Source organism: Donghicola tyrosinivorans, from assembly GCF_003003355.1.
Lineage (GTDB): Bacteria > Pseudomonadota > Alphaproteobacteria > Rhodobacterales > Rhodobacteraceae > Donghicola > Donghicola tyrosinivorans.
Map to the genome: position 1 here is coordinate 167238 of NZ_PVTQ01000004.1, position 14215 is coordinate 181452.

At 60.5% G+C, this 14215-nt stretch carries 14 protein-coding genes; 11 read left to right on the forward strand and 3 right to left on the reverse strand.

What is annotated here, in order from left to right; translation table 11 throughout:
- Nucleotides 1-26: 26 nt before the first annotated feature.
- From dnaG to ribD, 9 genes are all read left to right on the forward strand, one after another.
- Entirely contained in the window at nucleotides 27-2003 is a 1977-nt protein-coding gene (gene dnaG, locus CLV74_RS07765; RefSeq protein ID WP_106263668.1) for a DNA primase, read from the forward strand.
- 119 nt (nucleotides 2004-2122) lie between these two features.
- A complete protein-coding gene (rpoD, locus tag CLV74_RS07770; protein WP_106263669.1) occupies nucleotides 2123-4108 on the forward strand; it encodes an RNA polymerase sigma factor RpoD in 1986 nt (661 codons plus the stop codon).
- Nucleotides 4105-4377: a hypothetical protein gene (locus CLV74_RS07775; RefSeq protein ID WP_106263670.1), complete on the forward strand. Its 273-nt coding sequence runs from the start codon at nucleotides 4105-4107 to the stop codon at nucleotides 4375-4377. The genes rpoD and CLV74_RS07775 overlap by 4 nt, the downstream gene beginning before the upstream one ends.
- Nucleotides 4378-4525: 148 nt before the next feature.
- Entirely contained in the window at nucleotides 4526-4702 is a 177-nt protein-coding gene (locus CLV74_RS22770; RefSeq protein WP_170108005.1) for a hypothetical protein, read from the forward strand.
- 58 nt (nucleotides 4703-4760) lie between these two features.
- Entirely contained in the window at nucleotides 4761-4955 is a 195-nt protein-coding gene (locus CLV74_RS07785; protein ID WP_106263672.1) for a hypothetical protein, read from the forward strand.
- A 110-nt stretch (nucleotides 4956-5065) separates the two neighbouring features.
- A complete protein-coding gene (locus CLV74_RS07790; protein ID WP_146134917.1) occupies nucleotides 5066-5476 on the forward strand; it encodes a hypothetical protein in 411 nt (136 codons plus the stop codon).
- Nucleotides 5477-5709: 233 nt separating this feature from the next.
- Nucleotides 5710-6117 carry a secondary thiamine-phosphate synthase enzyme YjbQ gene (locus CLV74_RS07795; protein ID WP_106263674.1) on the forward strand — a complete coding sequence of 136 codons (408 nt, stop codon included), beginning with the start codon at nucleotides 5710-5712 and terminating at the stop codon, nucleotides 6115-6117.
- A 148-nt stretch (nucleotides 6118-6265) separates the two neighbouring features.
- Complete coding sequence (nrdR, locus tag CLV74_RS07800) at nucleotides 6266-6730, forward strand: transcriptional regulator NrdR (protein ID WP_106263675.1); 465 nt, start codon at nucleotides 6266-6268, stop codon at nucleotides 6728-6730.
- On the forward strand, nucleotides 6731-7834 hold the full coding sequence (gene ribD / locus CLV74_RS07805; protein WP_281260650.1) for a bifunctional diaminohydroxyphosphoribosylaminopyrimidine deaminase/5-amino-6-(5-phosphoribosylamino)uracil reductase RibD: 1104 nt from the start codon (nucleotides 6731-6733) through the stop codon (nucleotides 7832-7834).
- Between the two features lie 3 nt (nucleotides 7835-7837).
- Here the strand turns inward: ribD and CLV74_RS07810 are convergent, their stop codons facing one another.
- The 3 genes from CLV74_RS07810 to CLV74_RS07820 all read right to left on the reverse strand — a co-directional run bounded on the left by CLV74_RS07810 (nucleotide 7838) and on the right by CLV74_RS07820 (nucleotide 12399).
- Nucleotides 7838-9829, reverse strand: coding sequence for a capsular polysaccharide biosynthesis protein (locus tag CLV74_RS07810; protein ID WP_106263839.1), 1992 nt, complete (start codon nucleotides 9827-9829; stop codon nucleotides 7838-7840).
- A 41-nt stretch (nucleotides 9830-9870) separates the two neighbouring features.
- Nucleotides 9871-11013 (reverse strand): polysaccharide biosynthesis/export family protein, encoded by a 1143-nt coding sequence (locus tag CLV74_RS07815; RefSeq protein WP_106263676.1) that lies wholly within the window; start codon nucleotides 11011-11013, stop codon nucleotides 9871-9873.
- Between the two features lie 93 nt (nucleotides 11014-11106).
- Nucleotides 11107-12399, reverse strand: coding sequence for a capsule biosynthesis protein (locus CLV74_RS07820; protein WP_106263677.1), 1293 nt, complete (start codon nucleotides 12397-12399; stop codon nucleotides 11107-11109).
- 131 nt (nucleotides 12400-12530) lie between these two features.
- Between CLV74_RS07820 and CLV74_RS07825 the strand changes: the two genes are divergently transcribed.
- Entirely contained in the window at nucleotides 12531-13118 is a 588-nt protein-coding gene (locus CLV74_RS07825; protein WP_106263678.1) for a riboflavin synthase, read from the forward strand.
- Between the two features lie 71 nt (nucleotides 13119-13189).
- Nucleotides 13190-14167 carry an MBL fold metallo-hydrolase gene (locus CLV74_RS07830; protein ID WP_106263679.1) on the forward strand — a complete coding sequence of 326 codons (978 nt, stop codon included), beginning with the start codon at nucleotides 13190-13192 and terminating at the stop codon, nucleotides 14165-14167.
- Nucleotides 14168-14215: the final 48 nt, after the last annotated feature.

Here is a 14215-nt window from a genome sequence, read left to right on the forward strand (position 1 = left end):
GCGGCGGCTGGGCCGATATTTAGGGCATGAGCCTGCCCCCCGGATTTTTGGATGAACTGCGTAACCGTGTGAGCCTGTCCCATGTGGTCGGGCGCAAAGTCATGTGGGATTCGCGCAAGTCCAATCAGGCCAAGGGCGATATGTGGGCACCGTGCCCTTTTCATCAGGAAAAATCTGCGTCTTTCCATGTGGATGACCGTAAGGGCTTTTACTACTGCTTCGGGTGTCACGCGAAGGGGGATGCGATCTCATTCATCCGTGAGACCGAGAATGTGGAGTTCATGGAGGCGGTCGAGATTCTGGCCCGTGAGGCGGGACTGCAGATGCCTGCCCGTGATCCGCAAGCGGCCAAAAAGGCCGACCGGCGCAGCCAACTGGTCGAGGTGATGGAAGAGGCGGTGAAATATTACCGTCTTCAGTTGCGGACCGGCGCGGCCTCTGAGGCGCGGGCCTATCTGGATCGCCGTGGTCTGGATCTGGCAGGGCAGGACCGGTTCGAGATCGGCTATGCGCCCGATGACCGTCAGGGGGTTTTCCGCCATTTGACCGGCAAGGGGATTGCAGCCGATTTGGTGGTGGCCGCCGGACTATGCGCCGAGCCGGAAGGGGGCGGGGCGCCCTATGACCGGTTCCGTGGCCGTATCATGTTCCCGATCCGCGACGGGCGCGGGCGCTGCATCGCCTTTGGCGGACGCTCGATGGACCCTAATGCGCGGGCGAAATATCTGAACAGCCCCGAGACCGAATTGTTCGACAAGGGGCACAGTCTTTATAACCACGCTCCTGCGCGGGAAGCGGTGGGCAAGGGCCAGCCGCTGATCGTGGCCGAGGGTTATATGGATGTGATCGCCCTGTCGCTGGCCGGTTTCGGCGGCGCTGTGGCGCCTTTGGGCACTGCGATCACACCCGGTCAGCTAGAGTTGATGTGGAGGATCAGCCCCGAGCCGGTGATTGCACTGGATGGGGATAAGGCGGGCCTGCGGGCGGCTTATCGCTTGATCGACGTGGCGTTGCCTCTGCTTGAGACCGGCCGCGCCTTGCGGTTCTGTTTGATGCCCGAAGGGCAGGACCCTGACGATCTGATCAAGGCCAAGGGCGCGGGTGCCATGAAAGAGCTGCTGGACGGGGCGATGCCCTTGGTCAGCCTTTTGTGGCAGCGGGCTACCGAAGGGCAGGTCTTTGACAGCCCCGAACGCAAAGCCATGCTGGACAAGCGCCTGCGGGACGAAATCGGCCAGATCAAGGACCCCAGCCTGAAGGGCCATTACGGCGAAGAGGTCAAGGAACTGCGTTGGACGCTGTTCCGTGGTAACCGTGGTGGCGGCAATCAGGGCGCGCGTCCTGCGTTCCAACCCGGTGCGCGGACGGGTGGACGGGGCGGGCGCTGGCAGCCGGCACCGGTGCCTTTGGCCAGCACGAAACTGTCACCTCTGGTGGCTGGCGATGAGGATTTTCAGGTCTTCCTGCGCGAAGGGATCATTCTGGCGACCCTGATCGCCAATCCCGGCACGCTGGAACGGTTCGCCTACATCCTTGAGCGGATGGAATGCCGGAACCACGATCTGCGCTGCATTCGCGACGCTCTTTTGGATTGTGAGACCGATTGCGCCGACTTGCGGGCCGAGGTGGCGGGCAGAATCGGCCATGAGGCTCTTGAAAACCTGTTTGCGCAGCGCCACATCACCATTTGCCCGTCCGTGCGGCAGGCGGGCGATCAGGACATTGCGGTGATGACCCTTGCGGAAGAGGCGGCCAAACTGACCGCTCAGCGGGGGCTCATGGCGGAAATCGATGAGGCCAGTGAGGAATTGTCGATGGAGGCCGGTGAATCCGTAACCTGGCGTCTGGGACAGGCGGCGCTGACCTTTGATCGGGCGACGCGCGCCCAACAAGAGGATACGGCCGAATATGAGACCGCGCCCAACGGGGTGCGAATCAATCGGGATGAGAAAGATGCGTTCGCAGACCTGCTGGCGCGTCTCACAAAAACGGGCAAAGATTGATCTTACAGGTGATTCGGGCGAAAAAGAGCGTCCCATAGGGTGCGCGAATCAATTGGAGCGGTTATTGAGTCGTTTCAATCCGCCTCGCGAATCACCGCCCGCCAAGGAGCAAAGACCACATGGCAGCCAAAGATACCGAAGACCGTAAGGACGACGATCAGGATCAGGACGTCTCGCTTGATATGAGCCAGGCCCAGGTCAAAAAGATGATCGCCGAAGCGCGGGAGCGGGGCTACATCACTTATGACCAGCTGAACCAGGTGCTGCCGCCGGATCAGGTGTCCTCGGAGCAGATCGAAGACGTTATGTCGATGCTGTCCGAAATGGGCATCAACGTGATCGAGGACGACGAAGAGGCCGAGGAAGAGGACAAGGGCGGCACCGAACTGGTGACGACCGACCGCGGTGGCGCGGTTGCTTTGGCTGGCGCCGAAAAGGAAAAGCTGGACCGTACGGACGACCCCGTCCGCATGTACCTGCGCGAGATGGGCAGTGTGGAACTGCTGTCGCGCGAAGGTGAGATCGCCATCGCGAAGCGCATCGAGGCAGGCCGCAACACGATGATCGCGGGCCTGTGCGAAAGCCCGCTGACCTTCCAGGCGATCACCATCTGGCGTGACGAACTTCTGTCCGAAGACATTCTGCTGCGCGACGTGATCGATCTGGAAACCACCTTCGGTCGCGGCAACGGCGAGGAAGACGAAGAAGAGACCGTCGTGGACGCGGCTTCGGTCTCGGGTGAGGGCGGCGCGAACCGCTCGAACGAACAGGAATATGATGCGGACGGCAACCCGATCCGCAGCGATGACGATGACGACGAAGACGAACAGGCCAACATGTCGCTGGCCGCGATGGAAGCGGCGCTGAAGCCGCGCGTTCTGGAAACTCTGGACCGCATCGCCGAAGACTTCGTCGCCCTGTCGGAAATGCAGGACCTGCGTATCTCGGCCACCCTGAACGAGGATGGCTCGTTCTCGGATGCGGACGAAGGCATGTACCAGAAGCTGCGTTCGGAAATCGTTGAACTGGTGAACCAGCTTCACCTGCACAACAACCGTATCGAGGCGCTGATTGACCAGCTCTACGGCATCAACCGCCGCGTCATGGCGCTGGACAGTGCCATGGTCAAACTGGCGGATCAGGCGCGCATCAACCGCCGTGAATTCATCGATGAATACCGTGGCAACGAACTGGACCCCAACTGGCTGGACCGTATGGGCGAAAAGCCCGGTCGTGGCTGGCAGGCGCTGATCGAACGCTCGGCGGACAAGATCGAAGAACTGCGCAACGACATGGCGCAGGTCGGTCAATACGTGGGTCTGGACATCAGCGAATTCCGACGCATCGTCCAGCAGGTCCAGAAGGGCGAAAAAGAAGCCCGTCAGGCCAAGAAAGAAATGGTCGAGGCGAACCTGCGTCTGGTGATCTCGATCGCCAAGAAATACACTAACCGTGGCCTGCAATTCCTTGATCTTATTCAGGAAGGCAACATCGGTCTGATGAAGGCCGTGGACAAGTTCGAGTACCGCCGCGGTTACAAGTTCTCGACCTACGCGACTTGGTGGATCCGTCAGGCGATCACCCGCTCGATCGCGGATCAGGCACGGACCATCCGTATCCCTGTCCACATGATCGAGACGATCAACAAACTGGTCCGTACCGGCCGTCAGATGCTGCACGAGATCGGCCGCGAGCCGACCCCGGAAGAACTGGCAGAAAAGCTCCAGATGCCTCTGGAGAAGGTCCGCAAGGTCATGAAGATCGCGAAAGAGCCGATCTCGCTCGAAACCCCCATCGGGGACGAGGAAGATTCGCAGCTTGGCGATTTCATCGAAGACAAGAACGCGATCCTGCCGCTGGATTCGGCCATTCAGGACAACCTGCGGGAAACCACCACCCGCGTTCTGGCCTCGCTCACGCCGCGTGAAGAACGTGTCCTGCGGATGCGTTTTGGCATCGGCATGAATACCGATCACACTCTGGAAGAGGTCGGTCAGCAGTTCAGCGTGACCCGCGAACGTATCCGTCAGATCGAGGCGAAAGCCCTGCGCAAGCTCAAGCATCCGTCACGCTCGCGCAAACTGCGGAGCTTCCTCGATCAGTGAGGACGCTTATCGCCTTTGCAATCGTGTTTGGCGCGGGGATCGGGTTACCGGTCCTCGCGCTTTTCAATTGTAGCGGCTGGAACGAAGGCTCGATGCAGGTTGCGACCTGCATTGTCGATACGCCGGCCCTGCGGGATTGGGCCGAAATTCTTTATGGGTTTCTGCTGCTTGCGTCCTTCTTGGCGGGCATCCCGCTGTTGATCTATCTGGTGATCCTGATCGTGCTGGCCCTGTTCATTCGGTGGGCCCTTCCGAAAAAGCCACGCTAGAAAGATACAAAGCGCCCGCCATAAATCGGACCTCTGCGGGGTCGTAGCCTTTATCAGGAAGAGATGCGCGCCACCGTTCCCTTTCAAGCCTGCTGCAACAGGCCGTCGCATGTCTTCCGCCCGTGCAATCGCTTCGGAGGTTAGTGTGATGGACGTAAACTCTGCAGGTTCGGCGACGTCTGGCTATATCCAGCCCGTCAGCAAGCAAGACGATCAGCAAATGGAAGCGCCGCGCAAAACCCCTGCGGAACGCGCGGCCGATATGATCTCTCTTTCCCCTGCCGCGCGGGCCAAACTTGCCGCAGACGCCGCAGACAACTTCTGACCCGCGTCGGGTCATCCCCTTTTGGCCGCGCAAGGCGGGCCTTTTTTCAGGAGACATCATGGACGTTGGATCGACCAAAAGCGTGATTGCGGGCTATCCGGGCATGCCTGGGACACCGGATCCGAACCAGCAGCCGGAGTTTCGTACACCGGCGGAACGGGCCTCTGATGCGGCCGAGATCTCTCCGGCAGCAAGAGCCAAGATGAAGACCGATATGGAGGCCGAAGAAGCCCTGATACGCGCCGCAGGCTAGGCGGGGCCGGGTGGCGATGGTCATGTAAGTCATAGTTGACATTTATCAGTGGCTTACGCACTCCACTACAGGCGTGCCGATGTGTGGCGCGCATGCGAGTGGAGGTATTTTTGAAGATTTTGGCAGCAGTTGCCGCTCTTGCGCTGAGCGGCTGTATGGCGTCGGTTGCCCCCGACGCGACCCCCGTGGATATTATGGCCCTGCGCGCCTCGGCGCAGGCCGAAGGGGCCAAGGCGATCCACTTCGCCAACCGCCGGAGCAAAGGGCCGGTGATCTCCACTGCGTCAGATGATGTGCGCTGGTGGGCGCTTGGGGTGGTGGCAGGCTCGACCCTGAACCAGCAGGTGCAGATCAAAAGCTATGAGAATGGCACCCTGTGTACGACCACTCAAAAGCCGTGGTCCGGCGCGTGTTTCCGTATTCTGCCGTCAGACAACGCCAAGTATCCCTACGTGATGGTGGGCCGCTACGGCAACGGGGCCAAGCTGAACGAGCCTGTGCGCCTGAAAAAGGTCTACTAAACGGAAAAGGGCGCCTTGGGGCGCCCTTTGCAGGTCTGGCCGCTGGCTTGCGCCTGCGGCGGCGGGTGCCTTTTGTTCGGGCCTTGGGGCGCTGTGGATGTCATGCCAAAAGCCATACGTTTGCCATACGTAAGCTGGCATCGGGATTTTGTTTTAAATCATAGGGTTGAGGCGTGACGCGCCGAAATTTGCGCGATACCATCGGGGCGAATGCCAGACCCTAGGAGCGGCCTATGAACACAGTCTTTACCATTTCGACCCGCGGTCAGGGACTTTATGAGTTCACCCGCGATGTAGCGGACTGGGTGCAGGGTGACGGGCTGCTGACCTTGTTCATCCGGCACACCTCGGCCAGTTTGTTGATCCAAGAGAATGCCGATCCCGAAGTGCAGGTGGACCTGTTGAATTATTTTCGCCGGCTGGTGCCGCCGACCACTGATCCGTCCATGTCCTATCTGACTCACACCTATGAAGGGCCCGACGATATGCCCGCCCATATCAAGGCCGCCATCCTGCCGGTTTCCTTAACTATTCCAGTGGTTCAGGGGCGGATGGTCTTGGGGACATGGCAAGGGATTTACCTTTTTGAGCATCGCGATCGTCCCCACAGCCGTCAGGTGGCCGCGCAACTGCTATCGTAAGAGTGAGTCGGAAAAGCCACAGCCTGTATCCCTGATTTAGCGAGGGAATTAACCCCCTACCCAAATTGTAGCGGTGTGCCTATAGTCGTCTGTGGAAAAGTAGGGGCTCCCTCTACGGCTGGTGGAACTAAGTGAGGGATGACTTTCCATGCGCTGTCCTTTCTGCGGAAATATCGACACTCAGGTTAAGGATTCTCGCCCTGCCGAGGATCACGTCTCGATCCGGCGTCGCCGGTTCTGCCCGTCTTGCGGGGGCCGGTTCACCACCTATGAACGGGTGCAGCTGCGTGATTTGGTGGTGATCAAATCCAGCGGTCGCCGTGAGGATTTCGACCGCGACAAGCTAGAGCGCTCGATCCGCATCGCAGCCCAGAAACGCCCCATCGAGCCCGAGCGTCTGGACCAGATGATTTCGGGTATCGTGCGCCGTCTGGAAAGCATGGGCGAGACCGACATTCCCTCCAAGACCATCGGTGAGATCGTTATGGAGGCGCTGGCCCGTATCGATACGGTCGCCTACGTACGTTTTGCCAGTGTTTACAAGAACTTCCAGGCCGCAGACGACTTTGACAAGTTTGTCAGCGAACTGCGCCCCGACGTTGAACAGGGCTAAGTGACCCGCAAGGAAACAGACGAACGCTTTATGCGGCTGGCCCTGTCTTTGGGCCGTCGCGGAATGGGTAATTGCTGGCCCAATCCGGCGGTTGGTTGTGTGCTAACCCAAGGGGATGTGATCGTCGGGCGCGGCTGGACCCAGCCCGGCGGACGGCCCCATGCGGAACCCACAGCTTTGGCTCAAGCGGGCCGTGCGGCGGCTGGGGCGACGGCCTATGTCACGCTGGAGCCTTGCGCCCATTTCGGCAAAACACCGCCCTGTGCGGATGCGTTAATTTCTGCAGGCGTGGCCCGTATGGTCATTGCAGCCACAGACACTGATCCACGTGTCGCAGGGCAGGGTATCGCCCGACTGCGCGATGCGGGGATCGAGGTGCTGACCGGCGTCTGTGAGGCTGAAGCGCTTCAGGATCTTAAAGGTTTCTTCCTGCGTCTGGCTGAAGGGCGCCCGATGCTGACCCTGAAACTTGCCAGCAGTTTTGACGGTAAAATCGCGACTGCCAGCGGTGAAAGCCAGTGGATCACCGGACCTGCTGCACGGCACCACGTCCACGGGCTGCGCCATTCCCATGACGCGGTGATGGTTGGCGGCGGGACTGCCCGCGCCGATGATCCGTCGCTGACTGTTAGGGGCTTTGGCGTGGTGCGGCAGCCGGTGCGCGTTGTCGTCTCGCGCCGTCTGAGCATGCCGCTTGGGGGCAACCTCTGGAACACCGCAAAAGACGTTCCCGTGTGGCTCTGCCACGGTCCTGATGTCAGCGAAGAAGTGGCCGAGGCATGGCAGGCCCAAGGGGCCGAACTGATCGAATGCCACCTTGAGGGCGGCGGGATCAGTGTTGCGGGCGTGATGCAGGCGCTTGGGGCTAAGGGGCTGACGCGGGTCTTCTGCGAAGGCGGTGGCAGTCTGGCCGCGTCCCTATTGGCGGCGGATATGGTGGATGATCTGGTGGGCTACACGGCGGGTCTTGCCATCGGCTCTGAAGGGCAACCGTCCTTGGGTCCGCTGGGGCTTGGCGCGTTAAGCGAAGCGCCGCGTTTTGATCTGGTCGAGCATCGGCGGATTGGGCCGGACCTGCTGCACCGATGGCGTCGCCGCGCCTGAGGCTTACCGCCACAGATAGGCGTAACTGGCCAGCAAACCTTGCAGTTTTGATAGCAGCCGTAGGGCGGGATCGCCGCTCGGCAGGTCCCCTTGGCTAAGGCGATCCACAGCAACCTCAACAGGGCAGGGCAGACCGGTCACGGGGTCCACATAGCGCGGGTACGCGATCAATGCGCCGTGGACCAGCGTTTCCAACTCCAGCCGCGCTGTGCGGCGGTTGGGCACTGGCCCCAGATCATGGGTCAGTCCCCAACCGGCATAGAAGGGTGCGCCCAAGGTGGTCACGGGAACGCCGCGCAGCAATGCCTCAAACCCGAGGGTCGAGGTCATGGTCCATACCCCGTCCACCTGATCCAGAATAGCAATCGGGTCGGTGTTGGGCAGAACCATATCCACTAGCCCCTCTAGCGCCTCGGGCGGGATGGCGCCGGCACGCAGGCCTGCCTCCACATCGGGGTGGGGCTTATACAGCAGCGTCGCATCAGGGTTCTCGGCCCGCACGCGCTGCAGCAGGGCAAGGTTGGTGGTCTCGGCTCCAGCGCCCTTGCGGATCGAGGCATCGTCTTCCACCTGACCAGGCACCAAGAGGCGTAAGCCGGGCGGTAAGTCAGGCACCGCGCCGCCCAAGTTATACTTGCTGAGGCGATCATTGCGGAGGCGAGAGATCAGGAACTCGGCCCGCTCCAACTGGTCGCGGCGCAAAGGGGCGGCCTTGTTCAGCAGGGTCTCAAGATCGCTGGGGCGGGTCGGATCGTAATAAATGCCCTGCCGGTCGCAAACCAGCGACAAAGGCGGCACCAGTTCCGCCCCCAGACCTTTGGAGCGCAAAAAGCCATCCTCGACCCGCACACAGTCCCAATCGTCGTGGGCTTTTCCGGCCCAGACCATCCAGCGGGACTTACGGGTTTTCGCCAACTCAAGCGCCGCGCCGGGATCGTTCTGAAAGCGGATGTTTCTGGTGAAGAACCGCGCGAAGGTGCCCCGTTTCCAGAGGCGCACGCCGGTGGCCACCCAGCCTGCGTGATCCTCGCGCCATGCGCGGGCTTGGGCGTGCAGCGCGTCGATGACAGTCTCGATCTGGCACAGGCGGTCGCGGTAGGGATCGTACCACACCGGATAAAGGATCATGGCCCCTGCAAACAGCTGTGCCCGTGTCAGGGCCCGCCTGCGGCGGGAAGGCGCGGCGCGGTCCTGCGTCAGGCCCCAGCCTGCATAGAAGGGCTGGCCGTAGACGTGGGGTTTGTGACCGGCAAGGATCGCCTCGAACCCCAACTGAGAGGACAGGGTGTAGACCGCCGTAGCCCCTTCCAGCAGGTGCCACGGGCTGATGGCCGCATCACAGAAGGACACGCGATCAGACAGGTCCGCATCGCTGTAATGTCCCTTGCGTAGACCTGCTGCCGTTTCGGGGTGGGTGCGGATCAGAACCCGCTGGCCGGGATTATCGGCCTGCGCGTCAATCAGCATCTCGCGGAAGGTCTGGATGTCTCCGTTCGAGGCGCGGACCGAGGCATCCCCTTGGGTCTGGTCGATCACCAACACATAGCCCGGCGCGGGCGGCGGGGTTTGCGGATCAAAGGCGTTGTATTTGGAAAGATGTAGGGCGCGGATGCGGGCGATGCAATCGCGGGCGCGGTCCAGCAGCGCGGTGTCATCCAGCGCCGAGCGGTTCAGCAGGTCTTCCAGATCGCTGGGATGGTTGCCGTCAAAATGCAGACCCTGCCGGTCAATCAGCAGCCCCAGCGGCGCATCGCCCTGCCGCCCCGTATGGACCGAGCGCAGGAAGGCATCCTCAAGGTAGATCTTCTGGGCACCCTTGCGCGCGGCCATCTTGTGTCCACGGGCGGCGGTGTTCGCGTCGCCCCAGATCAGGACGCTATCGTCCTTTCCTGCAAGGCCAATGCGTGGTTTGTAGCCTGCCAATGCAAGAATGCGGCGCAGTCTTTTATCGCGCAAAAGGGTGATGCTAGATGCAAAACACCGCCGGGGACGCATGTCTCCGGCGGTGTGAAATGGGGTGTTATCCAGCGTCAACCTTAGCCGCCAAGGCCACTAGCCGCCCCTGCGATCGAGTTGGCCGAGTTCAGGCCGCCAAGCAGGGCGCTAATGGTCTTGTTCCAGCGCACGAAGGGCGCTTCGGTGACGTAGAGGGTGTCCTGATCGCGGATCGCGAAATCACGCGCTTCGAACATGCCAGTGGGTTCGGTCAGGTTCAGGACGTAGACCATACGCTGGTCGCCCACCAGATCGCCACGGCCTAGGACGGCATTGGCAATCTCTGCGGGCTCGTTCCGGAACACAAACACGCCGGTCGGATCCGCCGAGCCGGTTTGCAAGCCGCCAACCTGAGCAATCGCCTCGATCGCCGAGATGGTCTGGCTTTCGAAGGGCACACGGGTCTGCTGACCGGTCGCGCCAAGGGCGGTGAAGGTGCGGGTGTCTTGCTCGACCAGAATGGTGTCGCCGTTGCGCAGGGCAATATCCAGACGCTGGTCGTCAAAGATGTCTTGGAACCAGACCTGACCCTGCTGACCGCCGCGGACCACGGTGATCTGGGCGATTTCGGGCTCAATGGTGATACCGCCCGCGCGGGCCAGCATCGAGGACAGGCGGCGGTTCGGACGCTCAATCGGCTGCAAGCCTTGGCTGCCAACCGACCCCATGACCGACACAGACGCGCCGTCGCCAGCTTGGCGGCGCACTTCGACCTGCGGATCGGGTGTCTGCTCTTCCAGCTTGTTGGTGATGATGCGGCGGATGGCCTCGGGGGTGTTGCCCGCAGCTTTGATCCGGCCCGCATAGGGCACAAAGATAAAGCCGTCGCCGTCTACCTGCACTTCGGACAGAGAGGTCGCGGCGCCTTCGCTACCAGACAGCAGGCCGTCGTCCACGTTTTCCCAAATTGTCAGACCCAGCGTGTCACCGGGGCGGATCACGTCAGAACCAACCACGCCTGCATTCAGGAAAGATTCCGAAAAGCCAAGGGCAGGGGTAACGGCAGTTGCCTGCGTCACGCGCGGGTTCACCGATACGATGAAAGCATCGCCTTCTCTCAGAACAGAGCCTTGATAAATCTCTTTCTTGGAGGGGCCAGAGCGGGGAAGTCCACAGCTAGCAAGGCCGAATGCCACGCTAAGCACAAGGGCGCCCCGCAGAATGTGCGAAGTCGTTTTTTTCACTGCCTAGGTCTCCTCGACCTGATTACTGCCTCAGTTTTTTTACTGAAACTACCGTAAAGGCTGTGAAAAAGCTAGCACTACAGATTGCAATTTTCAGCGAACAACTCGCAAATGTTGCCTTGGTGCCGCGGTTCCGTGTTCCAAAGCGTCATATGGGTCCTCCGCAAGAAGCATCATATCCACCAATTGACGTAATAATTGCCGCCGTCCGCGGGCTGAATAAAAACCTCCGCCGATCTGAGAAGTCTCAAGAAGATACCGCCGATAGTCTTTATAAGCTTTCAAATCAGGGCGGGTCGGCTGGCTGAAAAAGTCAGTCAAACTTTGGGTGCTGACGAATTCCGGCTTGTCGTAAACGGCGCGGCCAAAGACTTTCAGCGCCATGCCCCGCCACAGAACCTGCTGCGCGGCGGTCGAGTTCACAGTCACAGCACTGCGGGCATCATTCAGCAGGGCGGCCAGCTTGCCACCCCGTAGGAAGTGCACGCGGCTGCTGACGCCGTGTTTGGCGGACAGATCGCTGATCGACTCGCGGATCGGGGCGCGGCCGTCTTCCAGCGGGTGGGCTTTGAACACCAGATGGTGGTGGCGGGGGGCGCCATTGGCAAAGCCCTCGATCACGGCCTCAAGGAATTCGTGCATCGAATCGAACGGCGAATGGGCGACAAAACTGCTGTCATGGGCCAGTTGCAGCAGCACCAGATGGTAGGGAAAGCCTCCGCGACGGACGCGGGAGGTGGCCAGTAAACGCTCGCCCCATTGATAGGGCATTAACAATAGGCGGCGAAGGTATAGTCGGAATTCTTCGGCAACCGCCAAATCTCGGTGCGGCTTGAAGCTGGCATAGGCGCGGTTCCGGAACATCACCTGCCAATGGTAGAGGGCCCCATAGAAAACGTGCTGGCGCATGTCGCCCCATTTGGCGGGGGGCAGGGGCGCATCCAGATCGGCGCCGGCCAGCGCCTTGCGCATCTGCTCGACCGTCATGTCCATCAGGCGCGAATGGCCGTTGGCCCCGCCGCGCTCATAGGTGATCCAGTAGGGGCGAAGATAGCCCTCTTCAAAGACATGCACCATGATGCCTTTGGCTTTGGCGATCTTGATGGCATCGGCGTGGATCTGGCGAACGTCCCCGTAAAGCACGATGTCGGTGATCCGGCGCGTCTTGAGGATTTGGGTGAAAAACCCTTTCCACGTCTCCAGCGGTTGCTGAAAGGGAATGTAGCTTTCGCGATCCGGCCAAAAGAAGGCATCGCCCGCGTTAAACCCGATGCGAGAGGTCTGAACGCCCGCATGCTGCAACATGGTGGCCAGACGCGTGAAAAAAGGTCCGTGCGGTCCCTGCAAAAACAGGAAATGACGCTGGGGTGCGGGAGAACGACTCATAGTACCAATAAACGACAACAATCGCGGTAAATCTAAGCAATTATTTCGGGCAAATTAAGTCACCTTATGGGCTAAGTCTTGTTGCAATCGCGCTGAAAGGCTACCTGCAATGCAAATCAAGGGAGACAGCCATGTTCACCGGCATCATCACCGACATCGGAAAAATTATCGAATTGGAACAGCGCGGCGATCTGCGGGCGCGGATTGAGACTGTCTACGACATGGATACCGTCGATCTGGGGGCCTCGATCGCGTGCGATGGTTGCTGCCTGACCGTGATCCACAAGGGCCAGAACTTCTTTGACGTCGAGATCAGCGCCGAGAGCATCTCCAAGACCAACATCGGCGCGTGGGTGCAGGGCAAGCGCCTGAACCTTGAGCGGGCCTTGAAGGTCGGGGATGAACTTGGCGGTCACATCGTGTCGGGCCATGTGGATGGCGTGGCCGAGGTGATCGAAGTGCGCGACGAAGGCGACAGCACCCGCGTGACCCTGCGTGCCCCCGAAGGCTTGGCAAAGTTCATCGCGCCCAAGGGCTCGGTCGCGCTGAACGGCACCTCGTTGACCGTGAATGAGGTGAACGGCTGTGATTTCGGCATCAACTTTATCCCGCACACCAAGCAAGTGACTACGTGGGGGGAGGTGGCCGTAGGCCAGAAGATCAACCTAGAGATCGACACGCTGGCCCGCTACGTGGCGCGCCTGCAAGAGTGGTCATAAAGATATATTCATATCTTATTGAGTGATCCTGCCTTGCTGCGCTATTCTGGCGCCAAGTGAGGGAGGATCACATGACTCAATTCAAACCCAGCCGCCGCGACCTGCTAAAGGTTTCCGCGATGGCTCCCGCCTTGGCACTGACCGCAACCGCGCCCCGTGCGCAGCTTGCAGGGCCCGTCGCTGGCGACAACCCCAGCCATTTCAGCTTTGCCATCGGCGATGCGCAGCTGACGGTGATTTCGGACGGCTTCATGACCACGCCGGTCAGCGGTCTTGGCATCAACGTTGCCCCCGAAGAGGTGCAGGCGTTTATGGACAGCTATTTCCTGTCCACGACGGAGAGCATCTCGCACACCAACCACCTGTATATCGAGATCGGTGACGCGCGTATTTTGGTCGATGTGGGCTCGGGCAATCGCTTTATGCCGACCACTGGGCGCCTGATGGCCAATCTGGATGCGGCGGGCATTGATCCGGCGGGCATCACCCATGTGATCATCACCCACGCACACCCCGACCACATCTGGGGCATCCGCGATGATTTCGATGAGGCGATCTTTCCCGACGCCGAATACATCATCGGTCAGGTAGAACATGATTTCTGGCTGCAAGACGGCTTGGCGGCATCTTCGCCGGCAGAGATGCAGCAGTTCGTCGTGGGGGCGGTTAACTCGCTTCAGGTGGATGGTGCGGACTGGACGCTGGCCGCAGATGGGGACGAGGTTGTTCCGGGCGTGCGCTTGATCGCAACCCCCGGGCACACGGCGGGCCACATGGCGGTTCACATCGAAAGCAACGGCCAGCAGCTGATCGCGCTGGGGGATGCGATGAACCATGCCTACATGAACTTTGCCCACCCCGATTGGTACAATGGCTTTGATATGGACGGGGCGCAAACGGTGGCCACGCGCAAAGGGCTATTGGATCGGGCTGCTGAAGACCGGATCACCGTCATGGCCTACCATTTCCCGTTCCCCGGTGTCGGCCACGTGATGCGTGAAGGCGAGGCATATCGCTTCATCCCAGCACTTTGGCGTTTCAAAGGTTAGGTCAAAACATCCTTTTTGACGCCTCCGATTTTACTTTGAGGACTGGCA